This window comes from Clostridium sp. C2-6-12, assembly GCF_009928485.1.
Taxonomy (GTDB): domain Bacteria; phylum Bacillota; class Clostridia; order Clostridiales; family Clostridiaceae; genus Clostridium.
Genome location: NZ_JAABNP010000043.1, coordinates 28,364 through 45,216, shown reverse-complemented (window position 1 = coordinate 45,216; position 16,853 = coordinate 28,364). Strand labels below are relative to the sequence as shown.

The 16,853-nt window shown below is 29.8% G+C and carries 15 protein-coding genes; 9 read left to right on the top strand and 6 right to left on the bottom strand.

Features of this window, described 5'->3' with window-relative positions:
• The first annotated feature begins 241 nt into the window (after positions 1–241).
• The gene (locus tag GXK56_RS24215; protein ID WP_160692314.1) at positions 242–1,135 is read left to right on the top strand and encodes a GNAT family N-acetyltransferase; all 894 of its coding nucleotides are present in this window, start codon (positions 242–244) and stop codon (positions 1,133–1,135) included.
• A 160-nt stretch (positions 1,136–1,295) separates the two neighbouring features.
• Here GXK56_RS24215 and GXK56_RS24210 read toward each other — a convergent pair whose 3' ends face one another.
• Positions 1,296–2,567: a cation:dicarboxylase symporter family transporter gene (locus tag GXK56_RS24210; protein WP_160692312.1), complete on the bottom strand. Its 1,272-nt coding sequence runs from the start codon at positions 2,565–2,567 to the stop codon at positions 1,296–1,298.
• 607 nt (positions 2,568–3,174) lie between these two features.
• On the opposite strand from GXK56_RS24210, the gene GXK56_RS24205 reads away from it, so the two are divergent.
• Positions 3,175–3,876 carry an AAA family ATPase gene (locus GXK56_RS24205; protein ID WP_160692310.1) on the top strand — a complete coding sequence of 234 codons (702 nt, stop codon included), beginning with the start codon at positions 3,175–3,177 and terminating at the stop codon, positions 3,874–3,876.
• A gap of 58 nt (positions 3,877–3,934) precedes the next feature.
• Here the strand turns inward: GXK56_RS24205 and GXK56_RS24200 are convergent, their stop codons facing one another.
• Positions 3,935–4,813, bottom strand: a complete 879-nt coding sequence (locus GXK56_RS24200) for a MurR/RpiR family transcriptional regulator (protein ID WP_160692308.1) — start codon at positions 4,811–4,813, stop codon at positions 3,935–3,937.
• A 335-nt stretch (positions 4,814–5,148) separates the two neighbouring features.
• Here GXK56_RS24200 and GXK56_RS24195 point away from each other — a divergent pair, with 335 nt between their 5' ends.
• The 3 genes from GXK56_RS24195 (at position 5,149) to GXK56_RS24185 (ending at position 8,374) form a co-directional block, all read left to right on the top strand.
• Positions 5,149–6,618, top strand: coding sequence for a family 1 glycosylhydrolase (locus GXK56_RS24195; protein WP_160692306.1), 1,470 nt, complete (start codon positions 5,149–5,151; stop codon positions 6,616–6,618).
• Between the two features lie 188 nt (positions 6,619–6,806).
• Positions 6,807–7,652 carry a Cof-type HAD-IIB family hydrolase gene (locus tag GXK56_RS24190; protein ID WP_160692304.1) on the top strand — a complete coding sequence of 282 codons (846 nt, stop codon included), beginning with the start codon at positions 6,807–6,809 and terminating at the stop codon, positions 7,650–7,652.
• A 302-nt stretch (positions 7,653–7,954) separates the two neighbouring features.
• Positions 7,955–8,374 carry a hypothetical protein gene (locus tag GXK56_RS24185; protein ID WP_160692302.1) on the top strand — a complete coding sequence of 140 codons (420 nt, stop codon included), beginning with the start codon at positions 7,955–7,957 and terminating at the stop codon, positions 8,372–8,374.
• Positions 8,375–8,466: 92 nt separating this feature from the next.
• Here the strand turns inward: GXK56_RS24185 and GXK56_RS24180 are convergent, their stop codons facing one another.
• Positions 8,467–9,708: an MFS transporter gene (locus GXK56_RS24180; RefSeq protein WP_160692300.1), complete on the bottom strand. Its 1,242-nt coding sequence runs from the start codon at positions 9,706–9,708 to the stop codon at positions 8,467–8,469.
• A gap of 319 nt (positions 9,709–10,027) precedes the next feature.
• Entirely contained in the window at positions 10,028–10,513 is a 486-nt protein-coding gene (locus GXK56_RS24175; RefSeq protein ID WP_160692298.1) for a MarR family transcriptional regulator, read from the bottom strand.
• 300 nt (positions 10,514–10,813) lie between these two features.
• Between GXK56_RS24175 and GXK56_RS24170 the strand changes: the two genes are divergently transcribed.
• Positions 10,814–11,680 (top strand): ARMT1-like domain-containing protein, encoded by an 867-nt coding sequence (locus GXK56_RS24170; RefSeq protein ID WP_160692296.1) that lies wholly within the window; start codon positions 10,814–10,816, stop codon positions 11,678–11,680.
• A gap of 154 nt (positions 11,681–11,834) precedes the next feature.
• Here the strand turns inward: GXK56_RS24170 and GXK56_RS24165 are convergent, their stop codons facing one another.
• Both GXK56_RS24165 and GXK56_RS24160 read right to left on the bottom strand, forming a co-directional pair.
• Entirely contained in the window at positions 11,835–13,709 is a 1,875-nt protein-coding gene (locus tag GXK56_RS24165; RefSeq protein WP_160692294.1) for a cation-translocating P-type ATPase, read from the bottom strand.
• A 5-nt stretch (positions 13,710–13,714) separates the two neighbouring features.
• Positions 13,715–13,990, bottom strand: a complete 276-nt coding sequence (locus tag GXK56_RS24160; protein WP_160692292.1) for a metal-sensing transcriptional repressor — start codon at positions 13,988–13,990, stop codon at positions 13,715–13,717.
• Between the two features lie 278 nt (positions 13,991–14,268).
• Here GXK56_RS24160 and GXK56_RS24155 point away from each other — a divergent pair, with 278 nt between their 5' ends.
• From GXK56_RS24155 to GXK56_RS24145, 3 genes are all read left to right on the top strand, one after another.
• Positions 14,269–14,448 carry a (2Fe-2S)-binding protein gene (locus tag GXK56_RS24155; RefSeq protein ID WP_160692290.1) on the top strand — a complete coding sequence of 60 codons (180 nt, stop codon included), beginning with the start codon at positions 14,269–14,271 and terminating at the stop codon, positions 14,446–14,448.
• A 317-nt stretch (positions 14,449–14,765) separates the two neighbouring features.
• A complete protein-coding gene (locus GXK56_RS24150; protein ID WP_160692288.1) occupies positions 14,766–15,764 on the top strand; it encodes an FAD:protein FMN transferase in 999 nt (332 codons plus the stop codon).
• Positions 15,765–15,824: 60 nt separating this feature from the next.
• Positions 15,825–16,853, top strand: a 1,029-nt coding sequence (locus GXK56_RS24145) for a 4Fe-4S binding protein (protein ID WP_243156239.1), incomplete at its 3' end; no start/stop codon positions are given.

Genomic DNA, 16,853 nt, shown 5'->3' with positions numbered 1-16,853 from the left:
CTATTGTATTTCCTAAGGTTGAGAAGCGCAATGTTCATATAACTTAACAGATCGATAAAATTAGCTAGTTGAGAATTATGAAATAATAAGTATAGAGTGATTAAATAAAATACATGGAAGAGAAAAACAGTTATAAATTAATATATATAGCTGTTTTTTTTTATTGCAGATATTTTATATTTGCATCAAAAATAAAATAGGAGTATAATTGTTGATATTATCAACTAATTTGGAGGTTACTATGAATAAAGAAGAGATGATTAGAAAAGAAATCAGATTAATTATAAGAGAATTGGGATTACTTAACCATAACTGCTTTAATTCTAATTTAACACTTGCACAAGCTCACATACTAAATTACTTAAAAAAAAATGGGATTACTCCTTTTAATGAATTATTAGTACAATTAGGAATTGATAAAGCCTCATTAAGCAGAATACTTAGTAATCTAGAAACTAAAAATTACATAAAAATGAGAAAATCTGAAATAGACAAAAGAATGAAGGAGGTTTATATTTTACCATTAGGTATGGAAGCCATAAATGAAGGTGATTATAGAGCAAATGAATTCATTAACCAAATCTTAAATTTAGGATATGGCGATGATATAGAAAGTATGGTAAAAGCATTTAGAACATTTCGTATTCTTGCATTAAAAAATAATCTTAAAAAGAATGATTCTAGAATATCAATAGAAAGAATTTCTGAAAATTATTTAGAAGATGCAATAAAACTTGCAATAGAAGTATTTACTAATGAACAAAATATCCCAGAAGAATTGGTGCCATTAGATGAAACATTAAAACCGATTTGGTGGGGGGCAAGAGTTGGAGAAGATATTGTTGGAGTAGTAGCAGCTTGGAAAGAAAATAATATATGGCATTGGGGGAGATTCGCTGTTGATAAAAAAGTAAGAGGTATGAGAATTGGTGAGAAAATAGCTGTATTTTCATTAAAAGAAATTTTCGATAATTATACTGATGAAATTTATAGTGAAGCAAGAGATGTTACTGTAAAAATGTTAATGAAATTTGGATGTAAGATTACTGGGGAAGCAGAAAATTTTTATGGAGAGCCTGTAACGCCAATAACATTGAGTAAGGGTGATTTTATGGAGCGTTTTACTAACAAGTAATTCTATAATTTATGCTTTGACATAGACAAATAGTAAGTGAATTAGTTTAAAAATTATACAAAAGTAAATTAAAAAGGCATATGGACTAGAAATTAATTTCTATATCATATGCCTTTTATAGTTAGTAAATATTTAACTAATTTATTCTTGGAAATAGAAACTATGCGATTTGCTCAATAGATTCTACATATTCTTGACCTTTAATGGAGTTGTATCTTCCTTCCCACTTAGATATAACAACAACTGCTAATGAATTACCTAATACATTTACAACTGTTCTAGCCATATCAAGTATTCTATCTATTCCAGCTATAAAAGCTAATCCTTCAGCTGGGATTCCAACTGAACCAAGAGTAGCTAAAAGAACTACAAAAGACACTCCTGGTACTCCTGCAATACCTTTTGAAGTAAGCATTAATACAAGCATTAAATTAATTTGAGCAGGTATAGATAAATTAATACCATATAATTGTGCTATAAATATAGCTGCAATTGCTTGATAAAGGGTAGAACCATCTAAATTAAATGAATAACCTGTTGGTACTACAAAGGTAGCAATAGCCTTAGGACATCCGAACTTCTCCATCTTTTCCATGATTTTAGGAAGAACTGTTTCTGAACTTGCTGTACTATAAGCAAGGATAAGTTCATCTTTTAAAATTTTTATGATTGAAAAAATACTTGTTCCAACTAATTTTGCAATTAATCCAAATACGACTATTATAAATAATAACATTGAACCATAAGTTGTAAGTATTAATTTTCCAAGTGGAATTAAAGATGAAAGTCCAAACTTAGAAACTGTCACACCAATTAAAGCAAATACTCCAAAAGGAGCTACCTTCATTATTTGATTTGTTACCCAAAACATTGCATCGGCTACCCCTTGAGCAAACTGTATAACAGGTTTTCCTTTTGCTCCAATTGCAGCAACTCCTAAACCAAACATAACTGAAAAGAAAATAACTGAAAGCATGTCTCCTTTTGTTAATGCTTCAAAAATATTAGTAGGGACAATATTTACAAAGGTATCTGCAAAGCTATGATGAGCTACAGTTTCAGAAGTAGTTACATAACTATCAATGTTGGTAGTAACAAGTTCCTTCATATTAATGCCTGTACCTGGATGTACTATATTAGCTATAAAAAGTCCAAGTACAATAGCAACAGTAGTTACAACTTCGAAATAAAGAAGAGTTTTTCCTCCAAGTTTTCCTACCTGCTTAATATCTCCAGCACCAGCAATACCAACTACAAGAGATGAAAAAACAATTGGAACTACTATCATTTTAATCAAACGAATAAAAATATCTCCAATAGGTTTTAAATATACCTCAACAGCTGGATTACCATAAAAAAATCCACCTACAATAACTCCAAGTATAAGCCCGACAAGAATTTGTAATGCCAAGCCAAATTTAATTTTCTTCATACTTATTCACCTTCCTAGTTAAAAATTTTATATGAAATAATAAAAAATAAGATCGGATATGACGTGTTACTTGCATTAAATTGCAAAAACATGTAGAAATATTAACGACATTTAGGATTATAACATAAAAAATGAATTTTGTCTCTATGAAAAATTCATTTTTATAAATAAAGAATATGGTTTTTTACAATTGTTCAATTAATTGAAAATATTTTACATCAATGTAAGTGCAATTTCATTAAAATATTTGTTGTAATGCTACTTTTTATAAATTGGGGGAATTATGTTATGTAGGTGTATAGAAGAAATTTTTTATATTAAAGGGAACTTTTATCAAGATGAGTTGCTTGCTAAATGGGCAAGCGTAAGATATTGAATGGAGGATGCAGGTTATCTTTTAAAAACAACAGAAAGTCTATACTTTCTAATTTGTTTTATTAACATAAATATTAAAAAAACATATAAAAAGAACAATAATATTAGTTAGTACTAATGTTCTTTTTCAATTGCGTTAAAATTATAACTAAAATATAATATTAATACATACTTCTCGGGTTTAATAATTATAAAATAGTATTAAAAATCATTGATGGTGGGGGCAGTACTTATGAATTTAATGAGAAATGATACAGTATTCATTTGTCCTAAATGTGGACATTTGCATAATGAAAATGTAAAAATTTATAATGAGAATTTAAGAAAACAAAGTTTTAATATTTCTCCTATTTTACCAACGTGCTTGATATGTGGTTCAGAAATCACATTAAATAGTAGTTCAATATGTGGAGATGAGTGTGAAGTTATTGTACTTACAGGTACTTGTGGAAGTGGAAAATCATCATCAGCGGAAATTCTTATGGAAAAACACGGATTTGGTGTAATTGATGGTGATTGTGTAATGCAAGTTGTAAAGCATAAATTGGGAGTTAATAAAATTCAATACAATGAACCACCAATGTACAGGGAAATAGAAAATCAGATAGACATTTTATTAGCTTTAAAAAAGGATATAGTTATTTCCAATATAGTTACCACACAAGATATTCAAATATATCGCAAAATTTTTAAGCAAAGAGCTCTTAACTATAAAATTTTTCTTTTACAACCCCAATATGCTATTGCAATTGCTCGTACCAAAGCAAGAAGTTGTCACAAAAGCATCACTCCTGAAGAATGGGTTAAGTATTTTTATGATGAATTAAGCAAATTTAATAGTCAGAGCAATGAAGATGTAATAGTCTTTGATAATTCAGATTATTCTGTGGAGAAATCAGTTCATAAAATTCTTGAAGAATATTGTAAAAACTAATTATGTTTATTATTATTTACTAAATTTGCACCCATAATCAAAGTCAGTGATTTTACTTTTACTCCTCTTTTAAATTAGCTACATTTAAAAATCTGTCATCTGTATTTCTTGAAATACCAGCCTTGAATTTTAAATTATAATCATAATTCATTTTAAACACACAAGAATATAATATATCTAAAATTAAGTGAATAGAATCGTTGCTTGAATAAGTTGCTATTTTAGAATATAATTTTTCTCTTGTAGAAATGTGAAATATATAATCTGCAAAAGCTGTTAGAGAATTTTCACCAATACTAGTAAGAACAATCATTTGAGTGTTTCTTGCTTTTAGGATTTCTGCAATCTTAATAACTTCTTTTGATTCACCTGAATAAGAAATCAATATGGCACAATTAGCAGGGGTTGAGTTAGAAGCTACAATGAATTGCTCTCCAGGTAAATTCATAATTTCAACATGTTTATTAATGCGAAGCATCTTATGTTTAAAATCATAGGCCATAAGTAGGGAATTACTTACTCCATAAACATTAATAATTTGAGATTTACATAATAACTGCGTAGCCATTTTCAGTTGATCGTTTTTTATAAGAGACAAAGTATCCTCAATGCTGTTTATTGCTAAATGGCCAACCTTTGAAGCTATATTCATAAAAGTATCATGAGCTTCAAAAGGAAAATCTGGATCTACATTAGAAACGTTTTTATTTAAATATTTAAGCTCATCTATGTATTTTTCTTTTAATTCATTCCAGCCGCTAAAACCTAATTTTTGTGATAAACGAACCACTGTTGAAGGGGAGGTAAAAGTGGCATTTGCTAGATCCTTAGTAGATAAATTTTCAATATTTTCTTTTTGGCTTAAAATATAATTGGCCAAAAGCTCTTCTGACTTTGATAAAGTATCAATAGATTCAAGTTTATTTGAAATTAACATAAATTTCGTCCTCTCGTTAGATTAGTTAATAATTAAAGGAGAAAAGCCTTGGCTTCTCAATTAAGTTCCATATTGTGGCATAACCACTCTTTTTATATGTGTATAAGTTGGAATAGGTTTTCAATATTTTAGGCAAAATAGACTATAAAAATGAAATACCATTCTAAAATATACTGATAATGTTTAAATTATTGTATTTATTATATATGATTATATCATAGAAACAAAGTTTATTATTGTTTCTTTATAATGCATATAAGATACGAAAAATATATAGTTGAATTGCTTTAAGACTTATTATTTAAAAGCTATTCAAATGAGAGGAGATTATTAAAATGGCATTTAAAAAAGATTTTTTATGGGGTGGCGCTACAGCTGCAAATCAATTTGAGGGTGGATATCTAGAAGATGGTAAAGGTTTAAGTACTTCTGATATAATGACAAATGGAAGTCATACATCATCAAGAAGAATTACTTATACTATGCCTGATGGAACTAAAAAATCACAAACAGTTTTTCCTTTTGAATCAATTCCTGATGGGGCAAAATTAGAATGTCATGAAGGAGAATATTATCCAAGTCATCAGGCAATAGATTTTTATCATCATTATAAAGAAGATATAGCATTATTTGCTGAAATGGGCTTTAAGTGCTTTAGATTATCAATTAACTGGGCAAGAATATTCCCAAATGGTGATGATGCAGTTCCAAATGAAAAAGGTTTAGAGTTTTATGATAATGTATTTGATGAATTACTAAAATACGGAATTGAACCTGTAGTAACAATTTCTCACTATGAAACTCCACTTGCACTAGCAAATAATTATGGTGGCTGGTTAGATAGAAAAGTTATTGATTTTTATGTAAGATACTGTGAGACAATCTTCAATAGATATAGAGACAAGGTTAAATATTGGATGACTTTCAATGAAATAAACATTATGGACTTTATGCCTGTTTTTGCAGGAGGAGTTACTAAAAATGATCCTCAATCTAAAGCTCAAAGTGTTTATCATCAATTCTTAGCAAGTGCAAAAGTAGTAGAATTAGGACATAAGATTAATCCTGATTTTAAGATAGGTATGATGACTGCTTATGGTTCAACTTATGCGTTAACATGTAATCCAGAAGATGAACTATTATTAATGAAGAATGATCAACAAAGACATTTCTTCTCAGATGTTCAATGTCGTGGTTTTTATCCTGAATATAAGTTAAAAGAATATGAAAGATTAGGAGTAAAATTAGTTAAAGAAGAAGGCGACGATGAAATACTAAAGAATGGTACTGTAGATTACATTGGTTTCTCTTATTATTCAAGTTCAGTTGTAACTGCAGATAAATCTAAAAAAGTAACAGATGGTAATATGTCTACTTCAGTTTTAAATCCTTACTTAAAGGCTACAGATTGGGGATGGCAAATTGACCCAGTTGGTTTAAGACTAGCATTAAACAGATTACAAGAAAGATATAACTTGCCTTTATTCATTGTTGAAAATGGAATGGGAGCTATTGATAAGGTAGAAACAGATGGTTCTATTCACGATGATTATCGTATAGAATATTTAGCTAAACATATTGAAGCTATGAAGCTTGCTGTTGAAGAAGATGGAGTAGACTTAATGGGCTTCACACCTTGGGGTTGTATTGACCTTGTTTCAGCTGGTACTGGAGAAATGAGAAAGCGTTATGGTTTTATTTATGTAGATAAAAATGATGATGGAAATGGTCCTCTTACAAGAAGTAAAAAAGATTCATTTAACTGGTATAAGAAGGTTATTGCATCAAATGGAGAAGAAATATAATAATAGAAGTTATTAAACTGAAATATCAAATTATTTGATTTTACTTGAACTTTGAGATAAATGCTCTTTTGTAAAATAGAAGGCCGCCGATTTAAATGTAGATTTAGGCGGTCTTTCGTTTTAGAATAAAAAATGAAAATACCTAAGGATGAAAAAAGAAAAATAATTAATGAATATAAGGAGAGTTTATGTTAGATAAAAAAATAATATTCCTAGATGTTGATGGAACCCTATGTAATGATGAGGGGCTTGTTCCTGAGTCAGCAGCAATAGCTTTAAAAGAAGCTAGAAAAAATGGTCATTTAGTTTATTTATGTACTGGACGATCTAAAGCAGAAATATATGATTTTATTATGGATATTGGCTTTGATGGAATAATTGGAGCTGGAGGTGGATTTGTAGAAGTTAGCGGTGAAATGCTTTATCACAAAAAAGTCAGTGAAGAAGATGTTAGGCATTTAGTAGATTTTTTTAATGAGCATAAAGTGGACTTTTATATTGAATCAAATGGTGGCTTATATGCTAGTAAAAATTTAATTCCAAAGCTTGAAAGAATACTTTATGGAGATGTAATAAATGATCCAGAAGCAAAATATAAAAAAGAAAATAAACCTAATCATTTTATTGAAGGTTTAATAACTGGACAAGACTTATATAGAAATGATGTAAATAAAGCTTGTTTTTTAGAGCCTGAGGAAATAAGCTTTGAGCAAATTAAAGAGGAATTTAAAGGTGAATTTGAAGTGATTCATTGTACAGTTCCAGCCTTTGGAGAGGATAGTGGTGAACTAGGGGTACCTGATGTTCACAAAGCAACAGCAATTGAAATTCTATTAAAGCATCTAAATATTGATGTAAAAAATACTATTGCCATAGGTGATGGGTTAAATGATATTGAAATGTTCGAATTTTGTGAATTAGGCATTGCAATGGGAAATGCTAAGCAAGGGTTAAAAGAAATAGCAGATGAAGTAACAGATACTCATGATGAAGGTGGAATTTATAATAGTTTTAAGAAACATGGGTTAATTTAGTATGGGGACTGACCCCTGGGGAAAATTACCATAAGGTATTATTTTATTATTTGTCAGAAAATTGTTATAAATAACGAATAGTATATTGAGAGTTATGAAATCAATTATATATATCCCTTAATATATGGTTGGTTACACTCCTTACTATTTCTACTCGTTTACTAAAATACCTTGTAAAGTCTAAGTATTAAGTTTAAACTTTTGTATACCTAGACTATATAAGGTATTTTTAGTTATTTTAAATATCTAGAAGGAATTTATCATTTTTTGTATAATTAAGTATTATAGAAAGAGGTGGTCATATGGGTTTCGATCAAAAGTCATGGATGGAGAATTATGTACATAGTTTGTGTCCATTAAAAATTACCCAGGAAAAAGTGGATGAAGAGATACAAAATATTATAAGTTTTATGAATAACTTATTTAAGGAGCAAGGTGCTGAAAAGGCCGTTGAATTTATAGAAAGAGAAAATATTATAATCTTTCCAGGCAGAAAATCAAATATTTTCATAAACTATAGCGTTGATTCTAAAAACAGTGAAGTAAAAATTGTAAAGCATAAAAAGCGAGAATTAAATAGCGAAATTCTACAAGCAATAACAATAAATTGTAAGTTAGAAGAATATGTGGTTAAAGATGAACCATCCATAACCTTGGAGGAGGTATCATTTGATACTATTAATGAAGCTATTCATTATGCATTTAGTAAATTATTAATTTAATAATATAAAGAAAATTTAAAGAAACTCCTAGTGGAGTTCTAAAAAGTAGGCAAATGGGGTTTCAGAACTTAGAGGCAAGTTCTGAAACCCCATTATATATTCATATTTACATGAGTTTTCTTAGATAAAACTAGTATTGCTGCTGATATAAGAAGCATACCCATAAAAGCAGGCGCAGCATGACCAAGTGATACATAAATTTGACCTCCAAGGATAGGTCCAATCACTCTTGCTAAAGCCTGAATAGATTGGCTACCTCCTTGAATTCTTCCTTGCTCACTAGGATCAACGGACTTTGAGAGCATTCCATTAAATGATGGTCCAAAGATCGAATCACCAAATCCAAATATAAACATTCCAAAGATAAGAAAAGGATAGAATGAGAATAAAGTAGATAACGCCATAAAACTGTAGCCTATAATCTCAGAAACCATTCCAAGAATTACTATCTGTTTATCACTAAGTTTTATTAATAGTTTTGGCATTATTAAACCTTGTGAAATGATATCTTGAAAACCCATAATTGAAAACATAAGTCCTATTATTGCAGGTTTCCAGTTGAAAGTATCCATTGTAATTTGTGAAAAAACTGCTTGTAAAGATCCGTTAGGTATCCAAATTAAGAAGGCGGAAACAAGTAGCCTTTGTAAATTTTTCATGGAAAGTATGTTTGCAAGCTGTGTAAAAGGATTTAGTCTTACAAAGGTAATTTCTTTCAGTCTATTATTCTTATGAAGGCTTTCAGGCATAAAAAAGAATCCATATATAACATTCAATAAAGTTATTATTGCTCCAAAATACAAGGGTACAGAATAACCAAACTTGGCAAGTAATCCACCTAGAGTTGGACCAATGACGCCGCCTACACCTACAATTGCACTCATCCATCCAAAGTATTTGGTTCTATGTTCTGGTGGAATGATATCTGCAAAATATGCAAAGAGGGTGCCTATGGTTCCACCTGTTATACCATCTATTATGCGTCCAGCAAATAGTATCCATATGGATCCTCCTATACCAAAAATTAAGTATCCAATTGCAGAACCTAAAAGGCATATTAAGAGCACTGGACGACGACCATATTTGTCACTCAAAGCTCCAAGCCCAGGCGCTGATAAAAACATGCAGACTGCATAAACAGAGGTAAGTAGCGTAACAACTATAGCTTGTTTTTCTGGATTGGTTATATAAGGCTGTACTAAGAATGGAACTACAGGTGATATGATACCGAAGCCTATTCCACAAAGAAATACAGAGATAAGACCGAATATTAAAGCATTTTTATTTACGGTTTGTTCTATGTTCAATTTAGTGTATGATTTAAAGTTAGACATTTAAATCCTCCTTTTATTAATATATTTTTGTTTCCTTGTCAACAAAAATATCGTATCATTATTTTGTTTCCTTGTCAACAAAATAATGACAATAAAAATGCAGCTTATTCTCAATAGAGCTTAGCTGCTTGTGATTTTATTTTAATTATTAAAATTTGTGCCATAGCTAAGATACTCAATAGTTACCCTTCACTAAGTAGGAGTAAAAAGTACCTGTTTCGGATTTTAGTTCCTAGATGAGACGATCCTGGACATTAGATTTAGGCTCCCTTTTTTATCAGTTTAATTAAGATTCGGATAGGAGTCAAAAACACCAGAATTAAGTTTCCCTTGATTCTGAATTAATATCTATATCTAGTTTCTTTATTTCTGCATCCAAATGTTTACTATACTTTTCCACGAAGTTAAGCATACTGTCAAATTGTTCCTCAGTGACCTGCTCAAATACGGCTTTATCTCGCTCTTCAAACTCTTTGTGTAGCCTTTCATGTACTTTATATATTTCTTGGCCTTTTTCAGTAAGTTTAAAATAAATTTCTTTCTTATTATCTGGCTTTTGATAGCTTTCAATGATGCCCTTATTTATAAGCTTCTTAGTCATTTTGCTTATGGCACCTCTAGTCATGTAAAGGGAATCAGCTAGTTTTGTCACGTTTGAATCTATATTTCTTCCAATGCACTCGATATAATGTACTTCAGAAGACTTATAGCCTTTAAGACTGTCTTCCATTTTAAGCTTATTAAGCCAAGCCATCTTGTTGTATAATTCCCTAAAGCGCATTTTGACCTGTTCTTCTTTGTTCATGTTTATCCTCCCATTCGCTTATGCATTAACAATATTATATTGAACTTTTGTTTCCATTTCAACAATGTTAAAATAATTATTTTTAAAATAAGATATAGGTAAAAAAATAGAGGTAAAAACATTTAAGTACTGAAAGAATAAACTTTAGTTATAATTTTATGAAATAGGGGAGGAATTTCATCTTTTAAGTAATACTAATGGGTCTTGTATAAAACATATTAGGAATTGTTAGGAAAGTGAGTTATAATTTACAGGAAGATTTAAATTGCAAATTACATAAAAGAAAAAGAGGTATAAATTATGAAAATGCGTGATAAATGCTTACCATGTGTAGTTAATCAAGTTATTAAAACAGCAAATATTACAGGAGTTGATAAAAAGGAAGAGTTACTAAGAGAAGTTTTTACATATTTGAGCAAAATGAACTTTAATATAACAACACCAGAAATTATTGGAGAAGTTTTTGGAATGATAAAAAAACATGTAGGTAATCCAGATCCATATAAAGAAACTAGAAATCACTATAATACAATGTTTTTAAAATTGCTGCCTGAATTTGAAAAAAAGGTTGATGAAGCAGAAGATTCTTTTCAATTAGCAGTGAGATATGCCATTGTTGGCAATATTATAGATTTTAATCCTATTCACAATACATTATTAGAAGATATTTTTGATTGCTTTGAAAAAATGGACGATTCAGAATTAGAAATAAATGATTCTAAGGCACTAAAGGAAGATATTTTAAGTGCAAAAACATTATTGTATTTAGGGGATAATTGCGGAGAAATTTGTTTAGATAAGATTCTTTTAAAGAAAATAAAAGAACTGAATCCAAAGGTTAAAATATTCTTTGGAGTACGTGGCAAATCTGTTGTAAATGATTCTATAGCTGAAGATGCATATGCAGTAGGAATTGATGAATATGCAGAGATTATAGATAATGGGGATGGTTCTCTTGGAACTGTTCTTAATAGAACAAGCAGTCAGTTTAAAGAAGTTTATAATAAAGCTGACGTTTTAATTGCTAAAGGACAAGCTAATTATGAATGTTTGAGTGAAGAAAACAAAAATATATATTTTCTGTTAATGACTAAATGTGATGTAATTGCAAATGATATTGGAGTTCCAGAAAAGAAAATGATTTGTATGAAAAATAAAGTTAAATAAACAATTCAATCATTATCAATAAGTCTTAATTCATGAAAATTATTATGAGTTATTATAAATTCATATTTTACGTTAAAAAATGAGCCGCTGTAAAACTGATTTTGTTAGTTTTATAGCGGCTTCTTTTTCATGAATAGAAATAAACTTTAAGAACTTAATATTGTTGTTTGCTTTTAAAATTTAGTAATAAAGCAGAATTAATAATAACAGCAACAGAACCTAAATTATGAACTAAGGCACCGAGTACAGGATTTAAAATTCCTGTCATTGCAAGGATTATAGCTACAAAGTTTAGTAGCATGGAAAGTGATAAATTCCATTTAATTGTATTCATAGTCTTTTGGGATAAGCTTAGTAAATGTGGAATGGCTTTAATATCATCACTTACAAGGGCAATATCTGCTGCATCAATAGCAATATCACTACCGATTCCACCCATTGCAACACCTACATGAGCCTTCTTTAATGCTGGGGCGTCATTGATCCCATCACCAATCATGCATATTAAATCATTTTTATTTTCATAGTTTTCAATTGCAGATAATTTATCTTCAGGTAAACATTCAGAATGAACATTTGAAATTCCAACCTTTTGAGCAATATGAGAAGCAGCCTTTGGATTGTCACCTGTTAATAATATACTTTCTATGCCAATTGAATTAAGATTTTTTATCATAGCAGTAGAATCACTACGTAAAGTATCTGATAAAGCTATAAAACCTGTAATGCTTGCGTTAATAGCAATATATATAATTGTACATCCTTCTTCATTGTAGCTTGATGATTTGTCCAATATATCTTGAGAGATTGTTATAGAATTTTCTGCAATTAATTCTTTGTTTCCTGCTAAAATTGTATCATTTGAAATTACAGCTTTTACGCCACGACCAGGAATTAATTCAAATTCTTGTGGCTCTTCCAAAACTATTTTTGATTTAGATCTATAATGTGAAACTATAGCTTTACCTAGTGGATGTTCAGAACGTAGTTCTGAAGAAGCAGTAATTGCTAATAATTTTTCTGAGGTCATATTTTCATTAAAACTTTCAACAGCAACTACAGAAGGTTTACCGTAGGTCAAGGTTCCGGTTTTATCAAAGGCTATTTTTGTAACTTTTGCAAGCCTTTCTAATGCATCACCTTCTCGCACAAGGATACCATGTTTTGTAGCATTTCCAATAGCAGCCATTATAGCAGTAGGAGTAGCAAGAACTAATGCACATGGACAAAATACAACAAGGATTGTAACTGCACGAATAATTTCTCCTGTTACAAACCAAGTGCCAGCTGCAGAGACAAGTGCAATAACAACTATCCAAGTAGCCCACATATCAGCCATACCAACAATTTTAGCTTTACCTGCATCAGCAGATTCAACAAGTTTAATCATCCTTTTAAGAGAGCTGTCTTCATCAACTTTTGTAGCTTTCATATCAAAGGCACCAAATTGATTAACTGTACCACTAAAGACCTCATCACCTATACCTTTATCTACTGGTAGGGATTCTCCTGTCATAACAGCTTGATTAATAGAGGTTTGTCCAGAAATAATAACACCATCAACAGCAATAGTTTCACCAGGAAGTACGCGAAGAATATCAGATACTTTTACTTCCTTAGCTGGAATTATAGTTTCAATATTATCACGTACAACTCTACCTGTTGGTGGAGTAAGGTTAAATAATTTTTCAATTCCTGCACGTGCTTTTGCAACAGTACGTTCTTCTAATAGAGCACCTAGTGTCATAATAAAAGCTACTTCACCAGCAGCAAAGGTTTCACCTATTAATACAGAAGCAACAAGAGCAATTGCAACTAAAACGTCTGCTTTAATATCAAATTCTGTTATAAGGCCTTCAATTGCACCTTTTACAATAGGTACACCACAAAGAATAATTGATATCCAAGCTACATCAATTAAAAAATTAAAAATATGTAAAAAGCTTATAATCAGAGACAGAGCTGATATAGCTAAAAATGCTATAGTGCGTTTATCATCGTCTTTAAATAAGTCCATTAATTTCTGCATTTTATTTACCTCATTCTTGAAAAATGTTCAACTGCTTTAGCAAATTCTGCAATTGTTTTATCAGCATCACCATGTTCAATTCCATCTCGTACACAGTGTTGTAAATGACCTTCTAATACTACCTGACCAACTTTGTGTAACGCACTTTTAGCAGCATTTATTTGTATTAAGATATCTTCACAAGGAACATCCTTATTTATCATTTCAGAAATACCTCTAAGTTGTCCTTCAATTTTTTTTATTCTTGTTTGAATTTTTGGAACGTCCATACATTGACGCATATTCATACCTCCAATATAAATTAATTATATACCCTATAGGGGTATGGGTATATAATACTAATTCATATTATTATTGTCAAGATTATTTTTAACAAAATTATATTTTTAGAATTAGATAGGGAAAAAGCAGTGAGAACTAGTTAAATAACTATTTTAAGAAAATAATTAATAAAGCATACATAGTAAAAGTGAAAATGAGTAAACTAATTTGTGTCAAAAGAGATTGATCTTAAGATCTAAGAATAAAAAATAAAATTGTTTATGTAGGAGATGATAATATGGATAATGATAAAGTGGTATGCGGTTGTATTAATGTTAAAGTTCAAGACTTAAAGGATGCTATTGATAATGGCGCAAAGTCTTTTGAAGAAGTTCAAGAAGTAACTAAAGTAAGTACTGGATGCGGTAAATGCATAGATAGTGTTAAAGTATTAGTTGATGAATTATTAGGAAAATAATAAAGTCTTATTTTCATGTGTATAATAGCAATGCTATTTAAGACTGCCTATATGTGGATATAATTATATCTTATTTATAGGTGGTTTATTTTTTTGAAGTTTTATACAGAGATTTTTGACTAATGCAAAGTTTATATATTGAATAAATGCCTTAATTAAATTTTAGTATAAGAAATTTATATCAACATAAAATTCACACAAATAATTGTTAGGATGAATTTCGTGGTAAGGAAAACATATTGTAAGAAGAGGAAATTTAAAATCAATTATGTAGTTTTAATTTAGTAATGAGGTTTTACTTTAGGAGGATATAAAAATTGTTTAAATTAATCAATCGTCTTATTGGCAGAAAGAAAAGAGAAACTATTATAAGAGAATTTTATTCACTTGGTACTGTAATACAACTAAGGGTATATGGAAGCAATGGAGAAAGAGCTATTCATGAAGCTATGAAAAGACTTAGTGATATAGATGATAAAATGTCTGTATTTAAGGAAAACAGTGATGTTTCTATGATAAATAAAAAAGCTGGAATATCAACTCATCAAGTGGGAGAGGATACTTACTTTGTTATAAAGAAAGCAGTGGAATACAGTAAATTATCAGAAGGAACTTTTGATCCAACTATAAGACCATTAGTAGGTTTATGGAGTATAGGAAGTGATAATCCAAGAATACCAAGCGAAAATGAAATTACTAAAAATATTAAACTGGTGAATTATAAGGACATAATTTTAAATGAAGAAGATAATTCAATAGGTTTAAAACATGCCAAACAAGCAATTGATGTAGGCGGAATTGCTAAAGGATATGCTGCAGACGAAGTAAATAAAATTATTAAAAATTATAAGATTAAAAGTGCACTAATTGATCTGGGGGGCAATATTTTTGCCTTAGGAAAAAAGCCTGATAATGCTTTATGGAGGGTTGGGATTCAAAATCCATTTAATAACCGTGGAGAATATGTTGGTTTAATCAGCGTTGAGAATAAATCCATAGTCACTTCAGGAAATTATGAAAGATATTTTGTGAAGAATGGAAAAACATATCACCATATAATTGATCCCAAAACAGGTTATCCATCTGAAAGTAAAATTATAAGTGCTACTATTATTTCTGATCATTCTATTGATGGCGATGGATTATCTACAGGTGTTTATATTATGGGGCTTGAAAAGAGCATAAAGATAATTGAAGCACTAAAGGGAATAGATGCTATTTTTATAACCAGAAATAAAGAAATTTTTACTACATCAGGTATTACAGGTGAATTTGTAGTAACAAATGATGAATTTACACTTAAAAATAATATATAAAGAAAAGATGTAAAGAAGAACTATGACTAGATTTTTAATACAGAGAATGGGAGCGATAAAATGTTAAAAAAGATATCTAAATTACAAGTATTAAGATTAATTTCACAGGTTATGTTTTTGATTTTCATGCCTGAGTTATTTACCCTAATTTTTAATCAACTAAAGAAAGTTTATTTAATGGCTATTAAAGGTGACCTTGATGTGATTTCCATGTGGCCTCAATTATTAGCAATGTTAGTAGCGATTCCTATAACTATAATCCTCGGGCGATTTTTTTGCGGATGGATTTGTGCCTTTGGTGCTATAAATGATTTTATTTACATAATATCTAAGAAATTATTTAAAACAAAATTTAAAATCAATGAAAAAATAGACGCTATATTAAAAAAATTGAAATATGTAATTTTATTATTTATTATAGTCATTATATGGACAAGTAATATGACTTCATTTGACAGCTATAGTCCTTGGGATGCTTTTGCTCAAATTGATAATATTTCTGGTGCTATGGCAGGATATGCTGGTGGTTTTATTATTTTAGCACTAATAGCAGTTGGCGCAGTATTTATAGAAAGATTTTTCTGCAGATATCTTTGCCCGCTTGGAGCTATTCTTGCAATTTTATCTAAGGTTAGAATTTTTAATATTACAAAGCTTAGAGATAAATGTGGGCCATGTAGAATATGTACAAATAACTGTTCAATGGGAATAAAGCTTTATGAAGTGGATAAAGTAACTAGTGGAGAATGTATTAATTGCTTTAAATGTTTAGAGGTTTGTCCTAGAAACAATACAAAAGGAACAATTTGTGGTGAAAAGGTGAGCCCGTTATTACCAGGTGCAATAGCAATTGCAGCAGTTGCTGGAGCATATTCTATAGGCGGAGTTATGAGTGAAAAAATGTCTGAACATCCAATGAGCAATACTGATATGTCTGCAAGCAACTCAGCTGTAAAGAATTCAGAAAGAAAGCAATATAAAGATGGAACTTATACAGGTGTTGGACAAGGTAAGAATCCTGATTTAAAAGTTGCAGTTACAATAAAAGATGGAAAGATAGCAAATGTAGAAATAGTATCTAACAATGAA

Excerpts from the sequence above, each read along its gene's own strand:
- GXK56_RS24155 (WP_160692290.1), top strand. The coding sequence starts at position 14,269 with ATGGATAATGATAAAGTGGTATGCGGTTGTATTAATGTTAAAGTTCAA.
- GXK56_RS24200 (WP_160692308.1), bottom strand. The coding sequence starts at position 4,813 with ATGTTAATTTCAAATAAACTTGAATCTATTGATACTTTATCAAAGTCA.
- GXK56_RS24210 (WP_160692312.1), bottom strand. The coding sequence starts at position 2,567 with ATGAAGAAAATTAAATTTGGCTTGGCATTACAAATTCTTGTCGGGCTT.
- GXK56_RS24195 (WP_160692306.1), top strand. The coding sequence starts at position 5,149 with ATGGCATTTAAAAAAGATTTTTTATGGGGTGGCGCTACAGCTGCAAAT.
- GXK56_RS24165 (WP_160692294.1), bottom strand. The coding sequence starts at position 13,709 with ATGCAGAAATTAATGGACTTATTTAAAGACGATGATAAACGCACTATA.
- GXK56_RS24175 (WP_160692298.1), bottom strand. The coding sequence starts at position 10,513 with ATGAACAAAGAAGAACAGGTCAAAATGCGCTTTAGGGAATTATACAAC.
- GXK56_RS24190 (WP_160692304.1), top strand. The coding sequence starts at position 6,807 with ATGTTAGATAAAAAAATAATATTCCTAGATGTTGATGGAACCCTATGT.
- GXK56_RS24185 (WP_160692302.1), top strand. The coding sequence starts at position 7,955 with ATGGGTTTCGATCAAAAGTCATGGATGGAGAATTATGTACATAGTTTG.
- GXK56_RS24215 (WP_160692314.1), top strand. The coding sequence starts at position 242 with ATGAATAAAGAAGAGATGATTAGAAAAGAAATCAGATTAATTATAAGA.
- GXK56_RS24205 (WP_160692310.1), top strand. The coding sequence starts at position 3,175 with ATGAATTTAATGAGAAATGATACAGTATTCATTTGTCCTAAATGTGGA.
- GXK56_RS24160 (WP_160692292.1), bottom strand. The coding sequence starts at position 13,990 with ATGCGTCAATGTATGGACGTTCCAAAAATTCAAACAAGAATAAAAAAA.
- GXK56_RS24180 (WP_160692300.1), bottom strand. The coding sequence starts at position 9,708 with ATGTCTAACTTTAAATCATACACTAAATTGAACATAGAACAAACCGTA.
- GXK56_RS24170 (WP_160692296.1), top strand. The coding sequence starts at position 10,814 with ATGAAAATGCGTGATAAATGCTTACCATGTGTAGTTAATCAAGTTATT.